The organism is Nioella sediminis, from assembly GCF_001879695.1.
Taxonomy (GTDB): Bacteria; Pseudomonadota; Alphaproteobacteria; order Rhodobacterales; family Rhodobacteraceae; genus Nioella; species Nioella sediminis.
This window is the reverse complement of sequence record NZ_MNBL01000048.1, coordinates 1-15,617: the sequence shown is the minus strand read 5'-3', so window position 1 is coordinate 15,617 and position 15,617 is coordinate 1. Positions and strand designations below refer to the sequence as shown.

Genomic DNA, 15,617 nt, shown 5'->3' with positions numbered 1-15,617 from the left:
CGGACAGCTTCCCCTGCCGTTCGGCCAGGGCCTCGCTGGCCTTGCGGAATTTCACCGGCTCTCGGGTAAACAGCTCGGGATCCGACATCAGGTCTTCCAGCTTGGCAATCTCCGCTTCCAGCCGCTCGATCAGGCCGGGCAGTTCCTTCAGGCGATACGATTCCGTGTAGGACAATCCGCCCCCGGTCTTGCCAGCGGGCTTTTCCCGGGGTGCGCTTGCGGGTGCTTTCGGTCTCCCCGGTTTTTCCGCCTCCCGCATGGGCGCGGTCTCGGCCCGCTGCGCGCGGTAGTCGGACCAGCCGCCCGCATAGACCGTGGCCAACCCGTCGCCTTCCGTCGCGATGGTGGTCGAGGCCACCCGGTCGATGAAGTCCCGGTCATGGCTCACCAACAGTACCGTACCGGGGTAATCGCCCAGAAGATCCTGCAACAGGTCGAGCGTTTCCACGTCCAGATCGTTGGTGGGCTCGTCCAGCACCAAAACGTTCGATTCCCGCGCCATCAGCCGCGCCAGCAGAAGCCGCGCCTTTTCGCCACCCGAGAGAGAGCGCACCGGCGCGCGGGCCTGGCGTTCATCGAAGAGGAAATCCTTGAGATAGCCCACCACGTGGCGCGGCGTGCCACGCACCATCACCTGATCGGAGGCACCTGAAACGGCCATGGAGGGATCGAGCGCCAGCGCATCCCACAGGGTCGCATTCGGATCGAGCGCCGCGCGGGTCTGATCGAAGACCGCCATCTCCAGGTTCGTGCCATGGGTGACGCTGCCGGTATCGGGCGCGATTTCGCCGGTCAGCACCTTGAGAAGCGTCGTCTTGCCGACCCCGTTGGGGCCGACAAAGGCCACCCGGTCGCCGCGCAGGATGCGCAGGTCGAAGGGTTTGAAGATGGTCTTGCCATCGAAGGATTTGGAAATGCCCTGCGCCTCGATCACCCGCTTGCCGGATTTTGTGCCTTCCTCCAGCGCCATGGCGGCGGTGCCCTGCCTGCGGATCATGCCGGCGCGTTCGGCGCGCAGGTCGCCAAGCGCCCGGACCCGGCCCATATTGCGCTTGCGCCGGGCGCTGATGCCTTCCACGGCCCATCGGGCCTCTGCTTTGATCTTGCGGTTAAGCTTGTGGCGGTATTGGTCTTCCTCTTCCCAGACCTTGTCGCGCCAATCCTCGAAACTGGCAAAGCCTTGTTCATTGCGCCGTACCTGCCCCCGGTCGATCCACAGAGTCGCGCGGGTCAGCGCGTTCAGGAACGCCCGGTCATGGGAGATCAGGACATATCCCGCGCGGGTGTCCTTCAACTGGGATTCCAGCCAGCCAATCGCCTCGATATCGAGATGGTTGGTGGGCTCGTCCAGCAGCATCAGTTCCGGGGCTTCCGCCAGCAGCTTGGCCAGGGCGGCGCGGCGGCGTTCACCGCCGGAGGCCGCATCGGGGGCGGCATCGAGGCGCAATTTCAGCCCCTCGGCAGCGGCCTCCACCTTCCACGAATCGGCAGGGTCCAGCCCGCTGGTGGCATAGTCGCCAAGCGTTGCGAAGCCTGCGAAATCGGGGTCCTGTTCCATGTAGCCCACGGATATTCCGGGGGGCAGGATGCGGCTGCCGGTATCGGCCTCGACCAGCCCCGCCATGACCTTCATCAGCGTCGATTTGCCCGATCCGTTGCGACCGACCAGGGCGACCCGGTCGCCTTCGTGGACGACAAGCGACAGGTCGTCGAACACAGGGTCGCCCCCGAAGGTCAGCGAGATGTCATTGAGCTGGAGAAGGGGTGCGCGTGCCATGGCCTCCGCTAGCGCTGCGGGAACGGGAGGTCAAGCAGGGAGTGAGGCGGGGGGGAAGCGGCTTCGAAGCCGCTTGTCAAAAGGCGCTTCGAAGCGCCTTGTCCCCGTCCCGCCTCACTCGCCCAGCATCCATTCCCCCTCCGGCCAGAAGGCGTGAAAGGCGAAGGCGAACATGAGATCGTGCACCACGTCCCTGCCCTGCCCGTCGCGCACCCGGATATTGCCCACGTCGCGACCGTCGCCGATATCGCGCGTGTCGAGCGCCGAGGACTGACCGGCTCTCCAGCTTATGGTCACTCCCGCCTCTGTGATCTCGCCTTCTGCGGCCAGGCGCGTCATCGGCCAGGCCCGGTCTCCGACACGGACCACGCGAACGAGCGGCGGGATGTCATGGGGCGGCATCTCACCATTATAGAGAAACGGCTGGACCGAGCTGTCATAGCGCACATAGGGGTTCTGACCGTAGGGTCGCGGGGCGTCCGGTTCGTCCATCACCAGGCCGTCGGGGTTGCGGGCCTGGAAATCCTCCCAGCTTTCCATCCATGTGGGCAGGGTCGTCAGTTCGCTGCCCATATGCGCGCCAACAATCCCCTCGCCGATGGCTTGCTGCCACCAGCTTTCGGTTTCCCGGTCGAACATGATCATGTCCGAGTGCCGCAACTTGCCAGAGACCCCGAAGGTCAGAACGTCCCCGCCCACGCGACGGTCGAAGGTAATGGCGGAATTGCAGAGCGGGCAGAACGTGACGGCGACAGGAATACCGCCCACCACGTCGTTCACGATCTCATGCCAGGTGAGATAGCGGATCGGGTAGGCACGCGGGGGGACGCCGTCGAATTCCACCGCGATCACCGGCTCGGTCGGGCGCAGGCGGGTTTCCTCGCTGACGGGGATGAAAACCGGATCGTCGATGGCCGGGATCCCGTCGCGGGGCGGACCGCCGGACATGATTTCGTCGAAGGCCACGGCTGTCCGGGTGAAATCGGTATTGGGCCATTCACCGCGCCAGCGGTCGGGGTTGGCAGCAGCGGGTATGGCCGCGCAAAGGGCAAGAACGATTGTGATCAGGCGCATGGGGGATCCTCCTGACCGGCAGGCTGGCAGACAATGGTCCGGCTGCACAGCCCCGCTCACGCAATGGTTATGGCGGGTGAGAGCTGTTGGATGCCGACGGCTCGCGGCTCCGATCCGCCGGGGGGACGGGCATCCCGTTTGGCCTGGGACTGTTGCCGCGATCCGGCCCCACCCCGAAGGTCTTCCTCCTGATCCATGTCAGACGCGGGCCGCAGCGGCTACCTACCTTCTTCCTGCGGGCCGGACCTGCCAAAACGATACGGGCCTCTGCCGGGATGGCAGAGGCCCGAAATGCGCGGTGATGTGCGGCGATCAGTCGATCACGCGCATCGCGGTGATATAGTCCGGCTGGCCGATCACGGCGCCATTGCGGCCCGTGCCGCGCTTGATCGCGTCCACGATCTCCATCCCTTCGATCACCTGACCGACGATGGTATATTGCCCGTCGAGCTGCGGTACGTGGTCGAACATGATGAAGAACTGCGAATTGGCCGAGTCCGGATCCTGCGCGCGGGCCATGCCGACAATGCCGCGCTCGAAGCTGAGTTCGGGATCGAATTCCGCCACAAGATCGGGGTAGTCCGAGCCGCCCCGCCCCGCATAGCGCATGTCCTGTCCCAGTCGGCCATATTCCACGTCGCCGGTCTGCGCCATGAACCCGTCGATCACCCGGTGAAAGACGACCTCGTCATAGGCGCCTTCGCGGGCCAGCGTCGCGATGCGTTCCACATGCAGCGGCGCGACCTGTTCGAAGAGGTCGATGACGATGGTGCCTTGGGCCTCGCCGGTCACGTCGATCTCGAGCGTGGTGGCCGCCGCGGGGGCGGCCATCAGCATGAGGGCGAGCGCCAGCCTACGCATCGGCGGCCACTTTCATGGAGATCATCTTGTCGGGATTCGCGGGCGGCTCGCCGCGTGTGATCTTGTCCACATGCTCCATGCCCGACACCACGCGGCCGTAAACAGTGTACTGGCCGTTCAGGAAATGGTTGTCCTTGAAGTTGATGAAGAACTGCGAGTTCGCGGAATTGGGGTTCTGCGACCGGGCTGCACCGATGGTGCCGCGATCATGAGGAAGCTTGGAGAACTCGGCCGGAACATTGGGCTTGTCCGACCCGCCGGTGCCGGCGGCGCGGATATTCAGGCCCTTGTCGGCATTGCCATGGGCCACATCGCCGGTCTGGGCCATGAAGCCCTCGATCACGCGGTGAAAGACGACACCGTCATAGGCGCCTTCGCGGGCCAGTTCCTTGATGCGGGCGCAGTGCTGCGGGGCCACGTCAGGCAACAGCTCGATGGTGACGGGGCCGTCTTTCAGTTCGATGATGATGGTGTTTTCGGGGTCTTTGATCTCGGCCATCTGGCTCTCCTCAGGTCTCGGGTCGGGCGTGACCTTAGAGGCGAGCGGGCCGGGCGGCAAGGCGCTTCGAAGCGCCTTGCGGGAAGGGTTTTGAAAACCCTTTATCAAGCGCCTTCGAAGGCGCTTTCGGCATGCCGCTTCGAAGCGGCTTTCGCGCCCCGCTCAGAGCTTGCCGTATTTGGTCAGGACCGCCTGTTTGACCGCCGGAGGCACGAAATGGGTGATGTCCCCATCGAGCCGCGCGATCTCCTTCACCAGTTTCGACGCAATCGCCTGATGCTGTGCATCCGCCATCAGGAACACCGTCTCGATCGAGGCATCCATCTTGCGGTTCATGCCAACCATCTGAAATTCATACTCGAAATCGGCCACGGCGCGCAGGCCGCGCACGATCAGCGTTGCGCCGACATCACGGGCGCAGTCGATCAGCAGGTTCTCGAACGGATGGGCGACAATCTCGGTTCCGGTCTTGTCGGAGAGCTTGGCGCATTCCGCCTGCACCATCTCCAGCCGTTCCTCCAGCGAGAACAGAGGCCCCTTGTCGCGGTTGATGGCGATCCCGATCACCAGCCGGTCAACCAGCGAACAGGCCCGCCGAATGATGTCGATATGGCCGAGCGTGATCGGATCGAATGTTCCCGGATAGAGGCCGATGCGCATGGGTGGTCCCTTTCCATCCCGCAATGATTGGGCCGCACGCAACAATATTGCGCGATGCATTGCAACCCTTTCGGGGTTGTTGCCTTCGCACCTGCGGCAATTGGGGTCAGAACCCCTTGATCATGCCTTCCAGCGCTTCCTTCTCCATGGCAAGCTCTGCCAACTGCGCCTTGACCACGTCACCGATGGAGATCAGGCCGATCATCGCGTCGCCGTCCATCACCGGCATGTGCCGGAACCGGCCCTGGGTCATCTTGCCCAGAACCGCGTCGGAACTGTCGGAGGCGGTGCAGGTGATGATCTCGGAGGTCATGACGTCATCGACGCTGTCGGTCATGCAGGCCACGCCGCGCTTGCCAAGCTCGCGCACGATGTCGCGTTCGGACAGGATACCGGAGAGCGACTTGCCGTCGGGCGACACCACCACGGTCCCGATCCGCTTGCCCGAAAGCAATTCAGCCGCGTCGCCGATGGTCGATCCCGGTTTGATCGTGACAACCCCCTGATCCGGTTTGGACTTGAGAATTTGCTGCACCAGCATCGCGGCCTCCATTTTTCGTGGCTTGTGGTTTTTTCCAGCGTCCCCCCTAACGTTAGGGCATGTCAAGCGTCGTGACGGGCCAGATCCTCCAAACGCGCGATTTCAGCGCGCATGCCGGTCACCAGCGCCTGTGCAAAGCGGTTGAGCCGTTCAGACCCCCGGTCGGATGCGTGGCGCACGAGGTAGAAGGTGCGCGTCAGCGAGACCTGATCGCGCAGCACAAGCCTGAGTTCCGGTGCAAAGGGCATGGCGAAGTCATGGGCGATGCCGATTCCACGCCGGGTGCGCATCAGCATGAGCTGGACGGAAAAGGAGTTCGAGGCCAGGTCGACCTTCTTGGCCCCGATCGCAGAGAGGTAATCCAGTTCCTGATCGAAGATCATATCCTGAATGTAGCCGATCACCGGCCGGTCCCGGATGTCGGACAGGCTGCGGATCTCGACAGCGATCTCTCTCGGGGCGGCCAGATGCAGGTGATAATCCGCCACTTTCTGCACCGTGAGCCGCCCGGTCTGGGGCGGGCTGACGGTGATGGCCATATCCGCCTCTCGCTTGGACAGGTTCACGACGCGCGGCAGCGCGAGGATCTGAAGCTCCAGATCGGGGTTCTGTTCGCGGATCTGCGCGCAGACCTGCGGCAGCAGGAAATTGGCCGATCCGTCCGGCGCGCCGATACGGATGGTGCCCGACAGCCCCTCATCGGCCCCGGTCACCGCGCCTTGCCCTGCATTGAGCGCGGCCTCTGCGGCCTCCAATGGCTCCAGCATCCGCTCGCCCGCCTCGGTCAACGCGTAGCCTTGCGGGGATTTCGCGAAGAGGATCGCGCCCAGAGACGCCTCCAGCCGCGCGATACGCCGCCCGACCGTGGCGGGGTCCATGCGCAGTTCCTGCCCTGCGCGGCTGAGGCTTTCGGCCCGTGCCACCGCCAGAAACACCCGCAGATCGTCCCAGTTCTGTGTCATGACAGGGGTTTATCTCCATCTTGCAGAAACGCAAAACGATTTTGAAAACCTGCCCCTTTGTGGCGCAGGAATGCAAGACTATGCTGCGCGCAACGCATTTGGAGATGAGGAGAGGTTCCATGGAAGAACTCGGTCACTGGATCAACGGCAAGCGCGTGGCGGGCACGTCGGGCCGCTTTGCCGATGTCTACAACCCGGCCACCGGTGAGGTGCAGGCAAAGGTGGCGCTGGCCTCCAAGGCGGAGCTGGACAGCGCGATTGCGGACGCCGCCGAAGCCCAGAAAGCCTGGGGCGCCACCAACCCGCAGCGCCGTGCGCGGGTCATGATGAAGCTCGTCAGCCTTCTGAACCGCGACATGGACAAGCTGGCCGAAGCGCTTTCCCGCGAGCATGGCAAGACCTTCCCCGACGCCAAGGGCGACGTGCAGCGTGGTCTGGAAGTGATCGAGTTCTGCATCGGCGCGCCGCAGATGCTGAAGGGTGAGTTTACCGACAGCGCCGGCCCCGGCATCGACATGTATTCCATGCGCCAGCCGCTTGGCGTGGTGGCGGGCATCACCCCCTTCAACTTCCCCGCCATGATCCCTCTGTGGAAGATGGGCCCTGCCCTGTCCTCGGGCAACGCGATGATCCTGAAACCGTCCGAGCGTGACCCCTCCGTGCCGCTGATGCTGGCGGAACTGTGCCAGGAAGCGGGCCTGCCCGATGGCGTGTTGCAGGTGGTCAATGGCGACAAGGAAGCCGTGGATGGCATTCTTGACAGCGAGGTCATTCAGGCCGTTGGCTTCGTGGGCTCCACCCCGATTGCGCAGTATATCTACGAACGCGCCGCCGCATCCGGCAAGCGCGCGCAGTGCTTCGGTGGTGCCAAGAACCACATGATCATCATGCCTGACGCGGATCTCGATCAGGCCGCCGACGCGCTGGTCGGCGCGGGCTATGGTGCCGCTGGCGAACGCTGCATGGCAATTTCCGTGGCCGTGCCCGTTGGCGAAGAAACCGCCGACCGGCTGATCGAAAAGCTGGTGCCGCGCATCGAGAAGCTGAAGGTCGGCCCCTACACGGCGGGCGATGACGTGGATTACGGCCCCGTCGTGACCGCCGCCGCCAAGGCCAATATCGAACGTCTGGTGCAATCCGGCGTCGATCAGGGCGCAGAGCTGGTCGTGGATGGTCGTGGCTTCAGCCTGCAGGGCTATGAAGACGGGTTCTTCGTCGGCCCCCATCTCTTTGACCGCGTGACCCCCGACATGGACATCTACAAGACCGAGATCTTCGGCCCGGTCCTGTCCACGGTCCGCGCTGGCAGCTACGAGGAAGCCATCGGCCTGGCGCTGAGCCACGAATACGGCAACGGCACCGCGATCTTCACCCGTGACGGCGACACCGCACGGGACTTCGCCAACCGGATCAATATCGGCATGGTCGGCATCAACGTACCGATCCCGGTGCCGCTGGCCTACCACACCTTTGGCGGCTGGAAGAAATCTGGCTTCGGTGACCTGAACCAGCACGGGCCGGACGGGTTCCGCTTCTACACCCGGACCAAGACCATCACCTCGCGCTGGCCCTCGGGCATCAAGGAAGGCGGCGAGTTCAACTTCAAGGCGATGGACTGACCCCAACCGCCCAGAAACAGACGGAAGGCCCGGCAGCGCGCCGGGCCTTTTTGCTGTGTCAGCCAGAGACCTCCAGCAGGAACCCGGTTGTGGTGGGACCAACGGTGACCTGCCCCTGACCGCCGCGCCCAAGCCCTTCGGCACCAAAGACCGCTGAGGCACTGGCCACGAGGATCAGGAACCCGCTGGCCGGGTGTCGGCTGGTCCGTTCGATCATCAGGGACCCGCTAATGGAGTCGCCCCAACTCCAGCGCGAGGATTGCAGATCCTGAATTTCGAAATTGCCCAGGTTGCTGCCGATCTGAACCGTGATCCGCTGACCTCGCAGGCGCTGGATCTCGAAGTTGCCCAGTTGCGAGGCGGGAGGCATTCTGATGCTGTACTGCGCCGTGGGCGCCATTCCGGCGTTGAACCCGCTGACCTCCAGCAGAAAGCCCTCACCCTGTGCCGGGCTAATACTGGCACGCCCGCGCGGGGCGGCGGCGACCTGGATGATCGGGGAGGCGGTGTCGGCAAAGGCCGGAACGGTGCGAAGGATGGGAAGGCTGGCAAGGCCAGCGAGCAATGCTCTGCGCTGCATCATGAAATCTCCGGGTTTCTTTAATCGACTTGAAAAATGGGCACGCAACCGCGCCCCGGGGCAGGATATCACATTTGCCCCGCCCGGGGAATTCTGTGCCCTGATCGGTCGGAAAAGCGGGAAATTGCGACTGGATTTGCACCAAGTGACCTGAGTATGATCCCGCAACCCCTTGGTTCGAAAGAGGCAACGGATGCCGGTCAGCTTCAAGATCTTTCCCGAACGCGGGCTCGTTTACGTGCGCTACACCGGCTTCGCGCGGCTGGATGAAAGCCTTGAGGTCTTCGGCCAATACGCCACCCATCCCGATTTCCGACCGGGGCAGAAGCAGCTGGTGGACCTTTCGGACGTCACCGGGATAGAGACCAACTACGTCAAGCTCTTTGCCCTGCAGGCGCGCAAGGCGGATGTGTTCCTTGGACATGACGTGCAGACCCTGCTGGTCTACTACGCCCCGACCAGTGTCTCGATGGAACTGGCCGAGTCCGTGATCCGGTCCTGGGAACCGTCCGGGTCTGTCATTCCCCTGATCCAGGAAGATGAGCGGGAATCCCTGCAATTGCTCGGTCAGCCCGAGCGGAGCTTCGAGGAATTGCTGCAGACCGCCCGTTAGGTCTGCAGCCCGGATTGTCCGCAGGAAAACGCCAAGCGTGCAGGGCTTTCCCTGAGGCCCGTCACATCAGCATGGAAGGGGAGGCAAACCTTCGCAGGATTCATCGGCGATGAAGTTGTCGCCATCATCCTCCATCGGGTTTCCGACCTGAATTTCACCCTCACAGCCCGGCTCGAACCCGGAATCGCAGCGGAAGCGGAGTTTCAGCGACGCGCCCTCGTGAATGGCATAGGCGGCAAGCGCGAAGGCCATTGCGAAAACCGCCAGCATGAACCCCCAGAAGCCAAGAGCCTGGGTGCCGCCACCGCCGCCGCCGCCATCATCGTCATCATCATCGCCGGCGGCCTGGCCCGAACCGCTGATGTTTCCAACGCGGTAATCGAACGAGATATTGGGGGCCTGACCGGACAGCCTGAAATCGAGATCGACACTGTCTTCGTTCACGTCCACCACGCGCAGCGGCATCGTGCCTTCCTGCAGGAAGCGGCGCGACAGCCGGATAATTCCCGGCGGCAGGGTCATGCGGCGAAACTCGTCGCCTTCCGCGGTCCGCAGCATGATCACGACCTCTCGACGCCGGTTGCCGGGATAGACGCGCGTCACGATCCGTCCGCGCGGACTGTCGGCGACCGCGATACCAATGGGCGAGACTCCGTCGGTCTCCTGCGCGAAAACCCGCGCCGAGAGCGGAACGCCGAGCGCCCCAATGGATGTCAGTGCGAGAGAAAGAAAGCTTCTTCTTTTCATGAGGATGCTCCTGGCTATGGCTTGAAATCGAACCGTCGTAATGGGGTCAGGATTGCCTGACGAACGCGCCCTGTCAACGAAAAGACCCGCCTGAAACCAGGCGGGCCGAAACGTGCTGAAATTAGGGGGGGGTGGTTCAGCGGCTCGTGGTTCCACGACCACCGTCACCGCCGCCGCGGGTGGTGCCGAGGCCGCCTTCCGACGCAAATCCGTCGATCTGGGCAATCAGGCCGGTGCTGCGGCCGGTGACCTGATCGGCCTGAGCGGCGCCAGCAAGAAGGGCAGTGAGGCTGAGGGCAATGGCGAAGGTCTTGGTCATGGGTCCGTCCTGACTGGTCTTTCCAAAGGGTATGCCTGTCTGTCGTCCCACCCCCGCCCTCGGTTCAAAACTTTTTTCAAAGCCCCGTCATTTTCGCAACCAAAGGTTGCTTTGGCTGTCGCGTCCTGCGACGCTGCCTGCATTCGCAACAGGAGATTACCGATGACCACCCTCACCCGCCGCACGACGCTCGCCGCGCTTCTGGCAACCCCTTTCGCGCTGATCGCGGGCCGGTCGCAGGCCGCCGCCCACGCAGTCACGATCGAAGGCTTTGCCTTTTCCCCCGCCGAACTGACGGCCGCCGTCGGAGATACGATCACCGTCACCAATAATGACGGCGCCCCCCACACGCTGACCGCCGATGACGGCAGCTTTGACACGGGTCGCCTGAACCGGGGACAAACCGGGGAAATCACGCTGACCGCCGCAGGAACCTTCCCGTTCAAATGCGCGTTCCACCCCAGCATGACCGGTACCATCACCGTCACCTGACCCCGGTTCTTCTGCCGCGACCGAAAGCCCCGACCCCGCGCCGGGGCTTTTTTCTTGGCAAATGGCCGGTCTCGGGTTTTGCTGATGCAAACGGTGGAGGACATCATGGCACGCAAAGAGCCCCCCTTCTCTCTCGGGATCGAGGAAGAATACCTTTTGGTGGACCAGACCAGTTGCGATCTGGTCGAGGCCCCGAAAGAGCTGATGGAGGCCTGCGTCAGCGAACTGGAAGGACAGGTCAGCCCGGAATTCCTGCAATGCCAGATCGAGATCGGCACCCGAGTCTGCGCCGATATCGCCGAGGCGCGGGAGGATCTGAAGCGGTTGCGGTCTACCGTGTCCCGCGTTGCGGATGCCTATGGGCTCGCCCCGATTGCCGTCTCCTGCCACCCCTTCGCCGATTGGAAGAACCAGCACCACACCGACAAGGACCGCTACAATGCGCTGGCCCGCGATCTGGGGGGCGTGGTGAACCGGATGCTGATCTGCGGGATGCATGTGCATGTGGGGCTTGGCACCGACGATCTGCGCAATGACCTGATGGGGCAGCTGTCCTATTTCCTGCCGCATCTTCTGGCGCTGTCGGCCTCCTCGCCCTTCTGGCAGGGGCGCGACACGAAACTGGCGTCTTACCGTCTGACGGTCTTCGACAACCTGCCACGCACCGGGCTGCCGCCCTCCTTCCCCTCTTTCGCCGATTACGAACGCACCGTCGATGTGCTGGTCGATCTCGGGATCATCGAGGACAGTTCCAAGATCTGGTGGGATCTGCGCCCCTCCGCGCGCTTCCCGACGCTGGAAACCCGCATCTGCGACGTGAACCCGCGGCTCGAGGACACGCTGACATTGGCCGCGATGATCCAGAGCCTGTCCCGCATGCTCTTCCGCCTGCGCGGCCTCAATCAGCGCTGGCGGCTCTATGATGCTTTCCTGATCGAGGAAAACCGCTGGCGTGCGCAGCGCTATGGCACCTCCGAGGGGCTGATTGATTTCGGCAAGCGGGAGATTCTGCCGATGGCCGACCTGATCGAGGAGATCATTGAACTGACCGCAGAGGACGCCGCCTATCTAGGCTGCACCGCCGAGCTGGAGCGCGCCCGCGACATGGTTCTGCGCGGCACCTCGTCTGACCGGCAGCGCGCGGTTCTGGCGGCCTCGCTGGACGCAGGACAACCCCAAGATGAGGCCATGCGCGATGTCGTGCGCCACCTGATCGAGGAATTTCACGCCGATTTGTGACGCCACGCATCGCCTTGCAAAACTCTTGCAAGATTTGGTAATTAAACAAGTGTTCAATTCTGGGAGGATTGCCGCCACTTGCCCTTGGGTCTCTTCGTTGTCATCTCCACCTTCGTGGTCGGTATAGGCACGGCCTATGTCGTCGTCCGGCGCAACCCCGGCTACCGGCAGGCGCTGCGGGACTGGAAGACACTGAAAGACCCGTTCGGTCTGAGAGCCTGGCGACAGTATTTCTGGTTGCGATTGCTGCCGATCGGGGCGGCGCTGGCCTGGATGATCCTCTGGGTCCTGATTATCGAAATCCTGAGGTGGATGAGCACATGAATTTCGAACTGACCGACGAACAGGTGATGATCTTCGACATGGCGAAAGCCTTTGGCGAGGAGCATATCGCCCCCTTCGCGATGGAATGGGAAGCGGCGGGCACGATCCCGAAGGATCTGTGGCCCAAGATCGCAGAGCTTGGCTTTGGCGGGCTTTACGTGTCCGAGGAATATGGCGGTTCGGGCCTGTCGCGGCTCGATGCCACGCTGGTTTTTGAGGCGCTGGCCATGTCCTGCCCCGCTGTCGGCAGCTTCCTGTCTATCCACAACATGTGCGGCGGCATGATCGACAAGTTCGGCTCGGACGAGACCAAGGCGAAATGGCTGCCAGACCTCTGCACGATGGAAAAAGTGTTTTCCTACTGCCTGACGGAACCGGGATCGGGATCGGACGCCGCCGCCCTGCGCACGCGGGCGGAGAGGACGAATGAGGGCTATACGCTGAACGGCACCAAGGCATTCATCTCTGGCGGCTCCTATTCCGATGCCTATGTGACCATGGTCCGCACGGGTGAGGATGGGCCCAAGGGCATCTCCACCGTGGTGGTCGAGGACGGGGCCGAGGGGCTTTCTTTCGGGGCCTTAGAGAAAAAGATGGGCTGGCTCGCCCAACCCACGGCGCAGGTGCAGTTCGATGACTGCAAGGTGCCCGCCGAGAACCTGATTGGCGAGGAAGGCAAGGGATTTGTCTACGCCATGGCGGGGCTTGATGGCGGGCGTCTGAACATTGCAGCAAGCGCCCTTGGCGGCGCGCAGAAGGCGCTCGACCTGACGCTGGCCTATATGGGGGAACGCAAGGCCTTCGGGCGGACCATCGACAGCTTCCAGGCGCTGCAGTTCAAGCTGGCCGAGATGGAGGTCAAACTGCAATCCGCCCGCACCTTCCTGCGCCAGGCGGCGTGGAAGCTGGACAATGGCGCGCATGACGCCACCAAGTTCTGTGCCATGGCCAAGATGTATGTGACCGATGCCAGCTTCGATGTGGCCAATACCTGCCTGCAACTCCATGGCGGCTATGGCTACCTCGCCGATTACGGAATCGAAAAGATCGTCCGCGACCTGCGGGTGCATCAGATCCTCGAAGGCACCAACGAGATCATGAGACTTATCGTGTCTCGCCAAATGCTTGCGGAGCGCGGTTAATGTCAGACATCACCTGCCGCATCGAGGGCCGCGCGAGCCGGATCACGCTGGATCGCCCCAAGGCGCTCAATGCGCTCACCTGGGACATGTGCCTTGAGATCGAACGCGCTCTGACGGCCTGGGCGGATGATCCGGTGGTCAAGTTGTTGATCATCGACGGGCTGCCCTGCGAGAAGGCCTTTTGCGCGGGGGGCGATCTGGCCGAGATGTATGCGACCGGCAGCGCGGGCGATTACAGCTATGGCCGCCGCTTCTGGCAGGACGAATACCGCATGAACGCGGCCCTGTTCAATTTCCCCAAACCCGTCGTCACCTTCCTGCATGGCTTCGTCATGGGCGGCGGCGTGGGCGTCGGATGCCATGGCTCGCACCGCATCGTCTGCGACGACAGCCGCATCGCCATGCCCGAAACCAAGGTGGGTCTGGTGCCGGATGTGGGCGGGTCCCTGATCCTCGCCCGCGCGCCGGGGCGCTTGGGCGAATATCTCGGCGTCACCTCCGCCCGCATGGGCCCGGGCGACGCGATTCATGCGGGCTTCGCTGACTATTACATCCCGCGCGAGCACTGGGCCTCGCTGATCGACACGCTGGTCGAGACCGGGGACTGGGAGGCCGTGGATCGCAGCGCCCTGTCCGTCCCTGACTCGAAGATCGCCGCACAACAGGTAGATATTGATAGTCTTTTTGGGGGTGAAACCCTGCGCGATATCGTCAATCTGCTGCAAGTGACCGATAGTGACCTCGCAAAAAGCGCATTGAAAGCTATGGATGGAAATTCCCCCATTTCAATGGCTTGCGCTGTGGAGCTCATCCATCGCAGCCGCGCAAAGGACACGATCGAAGGCGCGCTTGATCTGGAATATCGCTTTACCGCCCGCTCCATGGAAAAAGGTGATTTCCTCGAAGGCATCCGCGCCCTCATCATCGACAAAGACAACGCGCCCAAATGGCGCCATGCCGGGCCGGGCGCGGTTCCCCCCGCCGAGGTTTCCGCCATGTTCCGGCCCCTCGGGGCGGATGCTCTGACCCTCTGAAGGAGAGATATCATGAAGATCGGATTCATCGGCCTTGGCAATATGGGTGCCCCCATGGCGGCCAATCTGGTGGCGGCGGGCCACGCGGTAACAGGGTTCGACCTTGCCGCCCCCGCGCCCGAGGGCGTCACCATGGCGGCAAGCGCGGCTGAGGCCGCAGCGGGTCAGGACGTGGTCATCACCATGCTGCCCAATGGCGCGATCCTGAAATCCGTGGCCGCCGAGGTGATCCCGGCCATGGCCAAGGGCGCGGTACTGCTCGATTGCTCCACTGTCGAGGTCGAGGCCGCCCGCGAGGTGGCGGGCCAGTGCGAGGCGGCGGGGCTCGGCTTTCTCGACGCGCCCGTGTCGGGCGGTGTCGGCGGGGCTGCGGCGGGCACCCTGACATTCATGGTGGGCGGCGGCGACGCGGCCTTCGCGACGGCCAGCCCGCTCTTTGACATCATGGGCCAGAAGGCGGTGCATTGCGGCCCGGCGGGCAACGGACAAGCCGCCAAGATCTGCAACAACATGATCCTCGGCGTCACCATGATCGCCACCTGCGAGGCCTTCGCGCTGGCCGACAAGCTGGGGCTCGCACGCGACAAGATGTTCGACGTGGTCAGCACCTCCTCGGGCTACAGCTGGACCATGAATGCCTATTGCCCGGCGCCCGGCGTCGGTCCGCAAAGCCCCGCCGACAACGGCTACAAGCCCGGATTCGCGGCGGAGCTGATGCTGAAAGACCTGCGCCTCAGCCAGGCAGCCGCCGAGGCCGCCGATGCCGACACGCCCATGGGCCAGGCAGCAGCGGCGCTCTATGCGCAATTCGTCGAGGCTGAGGACGGCAAGGGTATGGATTTCTCCGCCATGCTGCCCCGCTTCGAGAAACGCCACCGGGGCGAATGACTGGGATCGGATCAGGAGAGGGATGGCGCGTCACGCCGTCGGGACAGCCGTCTCCCTCGATCCGGTTCCACCTGATCCAACCGTCCGCTTCAGCGGACAGCGGGCCGACGAAGGCCCCCGCGAAAGCGGGGGTTTGAGGAGGCACGCAGCCACCGCTCGTCAGGGCCACAGATTCAAACTGTGAGGAAAGTGGCGCGGTTGACGGGGCTCGAACCCGCGACCCCCGGCGTGACAGGCCGGTACTCT

The 15,617-nt window shown here is 63.5% G+C and carries 18 protein-coding genes; 8 read left to right on the top strand and 10 right to left on the bottom strand.

What is annotated here, in order from left to right:
* From BKY26_RS07800 to BKY26_RS07770, 7 genes are all read right to left on the bottom strand, one after another.
* The coding region (locus BKY26_RS07800; RefSeq protein ID WP_071689837.1) for an ABC-F family ATP-binding cassette domain-containing protein at nucleotides 1-1,777 on the bottom strand (1,777 nt) is incomplete at its 3' end.
* Between the two features lie 114 nt (nucleotides 1,778-1,891).
* Nucleotides 1,892-2,851: a DUF3179 domain-containing protein gene (locus BKY26_RS07795; protein WP_071689836.1), complete on the bottom strand. Its 960-nt coding sequence runs from the start codon at nucleotides 2,849-2,851 to the stop codon at nucleotides 1,892-1,894.
* A 312-nt stretch (nucleotides 2,852-3,163) separates the two neighbouring features.
* Nucleotides 3,164-3,712 carry a peptidylprolyl isomerase gene (locus tag BKY26_RS07790; RefSeq protein WP_071689835.1) on the bottom strand — a complete coding sequence of 183 codons (549 nt, stop codon included), beginning with the start codon at nucleotides 3,710-3,712 and terminating at the stop codon, nucleotides 3,164-3,166.
* On the bottom strand, nucleotides 3,705-4,211 hold the full coding sequence (locus BKY26_RS07785) for a peptidylprolyl isomerase (RefSeq protein ID WP_071689834.1): 507 nt from the start codon (nucleotides 4,209-4,211) through the stop codon (nucleotides 3,705-3,707). The genes BKY26_RS07790 and BKY26_RS07785 overlap by 8 nt, the downstream gene beginning before the upstream one ends.
* A 162-nt stretch (nucleotides 4,212-4,373) precedes the next feature.
* Entirely contained in the window at nucleotides 4,374-4,871 is a 498-nt protein-coding gene (gene coaD / locus BKY26_RS07780) for a pantetheine-phosphate adenylyltransferase (protein ID WP_071689833.1), read from the bottom strand.
* A 106-nt stretch (nucleotides 4,872-4,977) separates the two neighbouring features.
* Nucleotides 4,978-5,412, bottom strand: coding sequence for a CBS domain-containing protein (locus BKY26_RS07775; protein WP_071689839.1), 435 nt, complete (start codon nucleotides 5,410-5,412; stop codon nucleotides 4,978-4,980).
* 62 nt (nucleotides 5,413-5,474) lie between these two features.
* A complete protein-coding gene (locus tag BKY26_RS07770; protein WP_071689832.1) occupies nucleotides 5,475-6,374 on the bottom strand; it encodes a LysR family transcriptional regulator in 900 nt (299 codons plus the stop codon).
* A gap of 119 nt (nucleotides 6,375-6,493) precedes the next feature.
* Here BKY26_RS07770 and BKY26_RS07765 point away from each other — a divergent pair, with 119 nt between their 5' ends.
* Nucleotides 6,494-7,993 carry a CoA-acylating methylmalonate-semialdehyde dehydrogenase gene (locus BKY26_RS07765; protein WP_071689831.1) on the top strand — a complete coding sequence of 500 codons (1,500 nt, stop codon included), beginning with the start codon at nucleotides 6,494-6,496 and terminating at the stop codon, nucleotides 7,991-7,993.
* 58 nt (nucleotides 7,994-8,051) lie between these two features.
* Here the strand turns inward: BKY26_RS07765 and BKY26_RS07760 are convergent, their stop codons facing one another.
* Nucleotides 8,052-8,576: a hypothetical protein gene (locus BKY26_RS07760; protein ID WP_071689830.1), complete on the bottom strand. Its 525-nt coding sequence runs from the start codon at nucleotides 8,574-8,576 to the stop codon at nucleotides 8,052-8,054.
* Nucleotides 8,577-8,766: 190 nt separating this feature from the next.
* Here BKY26_RS07760 and BKY26_RS07755 point away from each other — a divergent pair, with 190 nt between their 5' ends.
* Nucleotides 8,767-9,186, top strand: coding sequence for a hypothetical protein (locus tag BKY26_RS07755; protein WP_071689829.1), 420 nt, complete (start codon nucleotides 8,767-8,769; stop codon nucleotides 9,184-9,186).
* 66 nt (nucleotides 9,187-9,252) lie between these two features.
* Here BKY26_RS07755 and BKY26_RS07750 read toward each other — a convergent pair whose 3' ends face one another.
* Both BKY26_RS07750 and BKY26_RS07745 read right to left on the bottom strand, forming a co-directional pair.
* Entirely contained in the window at nucleotides 9,253-9,933 is a 681-nt protein-coding gene (locus BKY26_RS07750; RefSeq protein ID WP_071689828.1) for a hypothetical protein, read from the bottom strand.
* 136 nt (nucleotides 9,934-10,069) lie between these two features.
* A complete protein-coding gene (locus tag BKY26_RS07745) occupies nucleotides 10,070-10,252 on the bottom strand; it encodes a hypothetical protein (protein WP_071689827.1) in 183 nt (60 codons plus the stop codon).
* 162 nt (nucleotides 10,253-10,414) lie between these two features.
* Between BKY26_RS07745 and BKY26_RS07740 the strand changes: the two genes are divergently transcribed.
* The 6 genes from BKY26_RS07740 (at nucleotide 10,415) to mmsB (ending at nucleotide 15,371) form a co-directional block, all read left to right on the top strand.
* Entirely contained in the window at nucleotides 10,415-10,744 is a 330-nt protein-coding gene (locus BKY26_RS07740) for a cupredoxin domain-containing protein (RefSeq protein ID WP_071689826.1), read from the top strand.
* A 105-nt stretch (nucleotides 10,745-10,849) separates the two neighbouring features.
* Complete coding sequence (locus BKY26_RS07735; protein WP_071689838.1) at nucleotides 10,850-11,983, top strand: carboxylate-amine ligase; 1,134 nt, start codon at nucleotides 10,850-10,852, stop codon at nucleotides 11,981-11,983.
* A gap of 84 nt (nucleotides 11,984-12,067) precedes the next feature.
* Complete coding sequence (locus BKY26_RS07730; RefSeq protein ID WP_146632867.1) at nucleotides 12,068-12,307, top strand: hypothetical protein; 240 nt, start codon at nucleotides 12,068-12,070, stop codon at nucleotides 12,305-12,307.
* The gene (locus BKY26_RS07725) at nucleotides 12,304-13,449 is read left to right on the top strand and encodes an acyl-CoA dehydrogenase family protein (protein WP_071689824.1); all 1,146 of its coding nucleotides are present in this window, start codon (nucleotides 12,304-12,306) and stop codon (nucleotides 13,447-13,449) included. The genes BKY26_RS07730 and BKY26_RS07725 overlap by 4 nt, the downstream gene beginning before the upstream one ends.
* Nucleotides 13,449-14,483, top strand: coding sequence for an enoyl-CoA hydratase/isomerase family protein (locus BKY26_RS07720; RefSeq protein WP_071689823.1), 1,035 nt, complete (start codon nucleotides 13,449-13,451; stop codon nucleotides 14,481-14,483). Before BKY26_RS07725 ends, BKY26_RS07720 begins: the two co-directional genes overlap by 1 nt.
* A gap of 12 nt (nucleotides 14,484-14,495) precedes the next feature.
* The gene (gene mmsB / locus BKY26_RS07715) at nucleotides 14,496-15,371 is read left to right on the top strand and encodes a 3-hydroxyisobutyrate dehydrogenase (protein ID WP_071689822.1); all 876 of its coding nucleotides are present in this window, start codon (nucleotides 14,496-14,498) and stop codon (nucleotides 15,369-15,371) included.
* Nucleotides 15,372-15,617 lie beyond the last annotated feature (246 nt).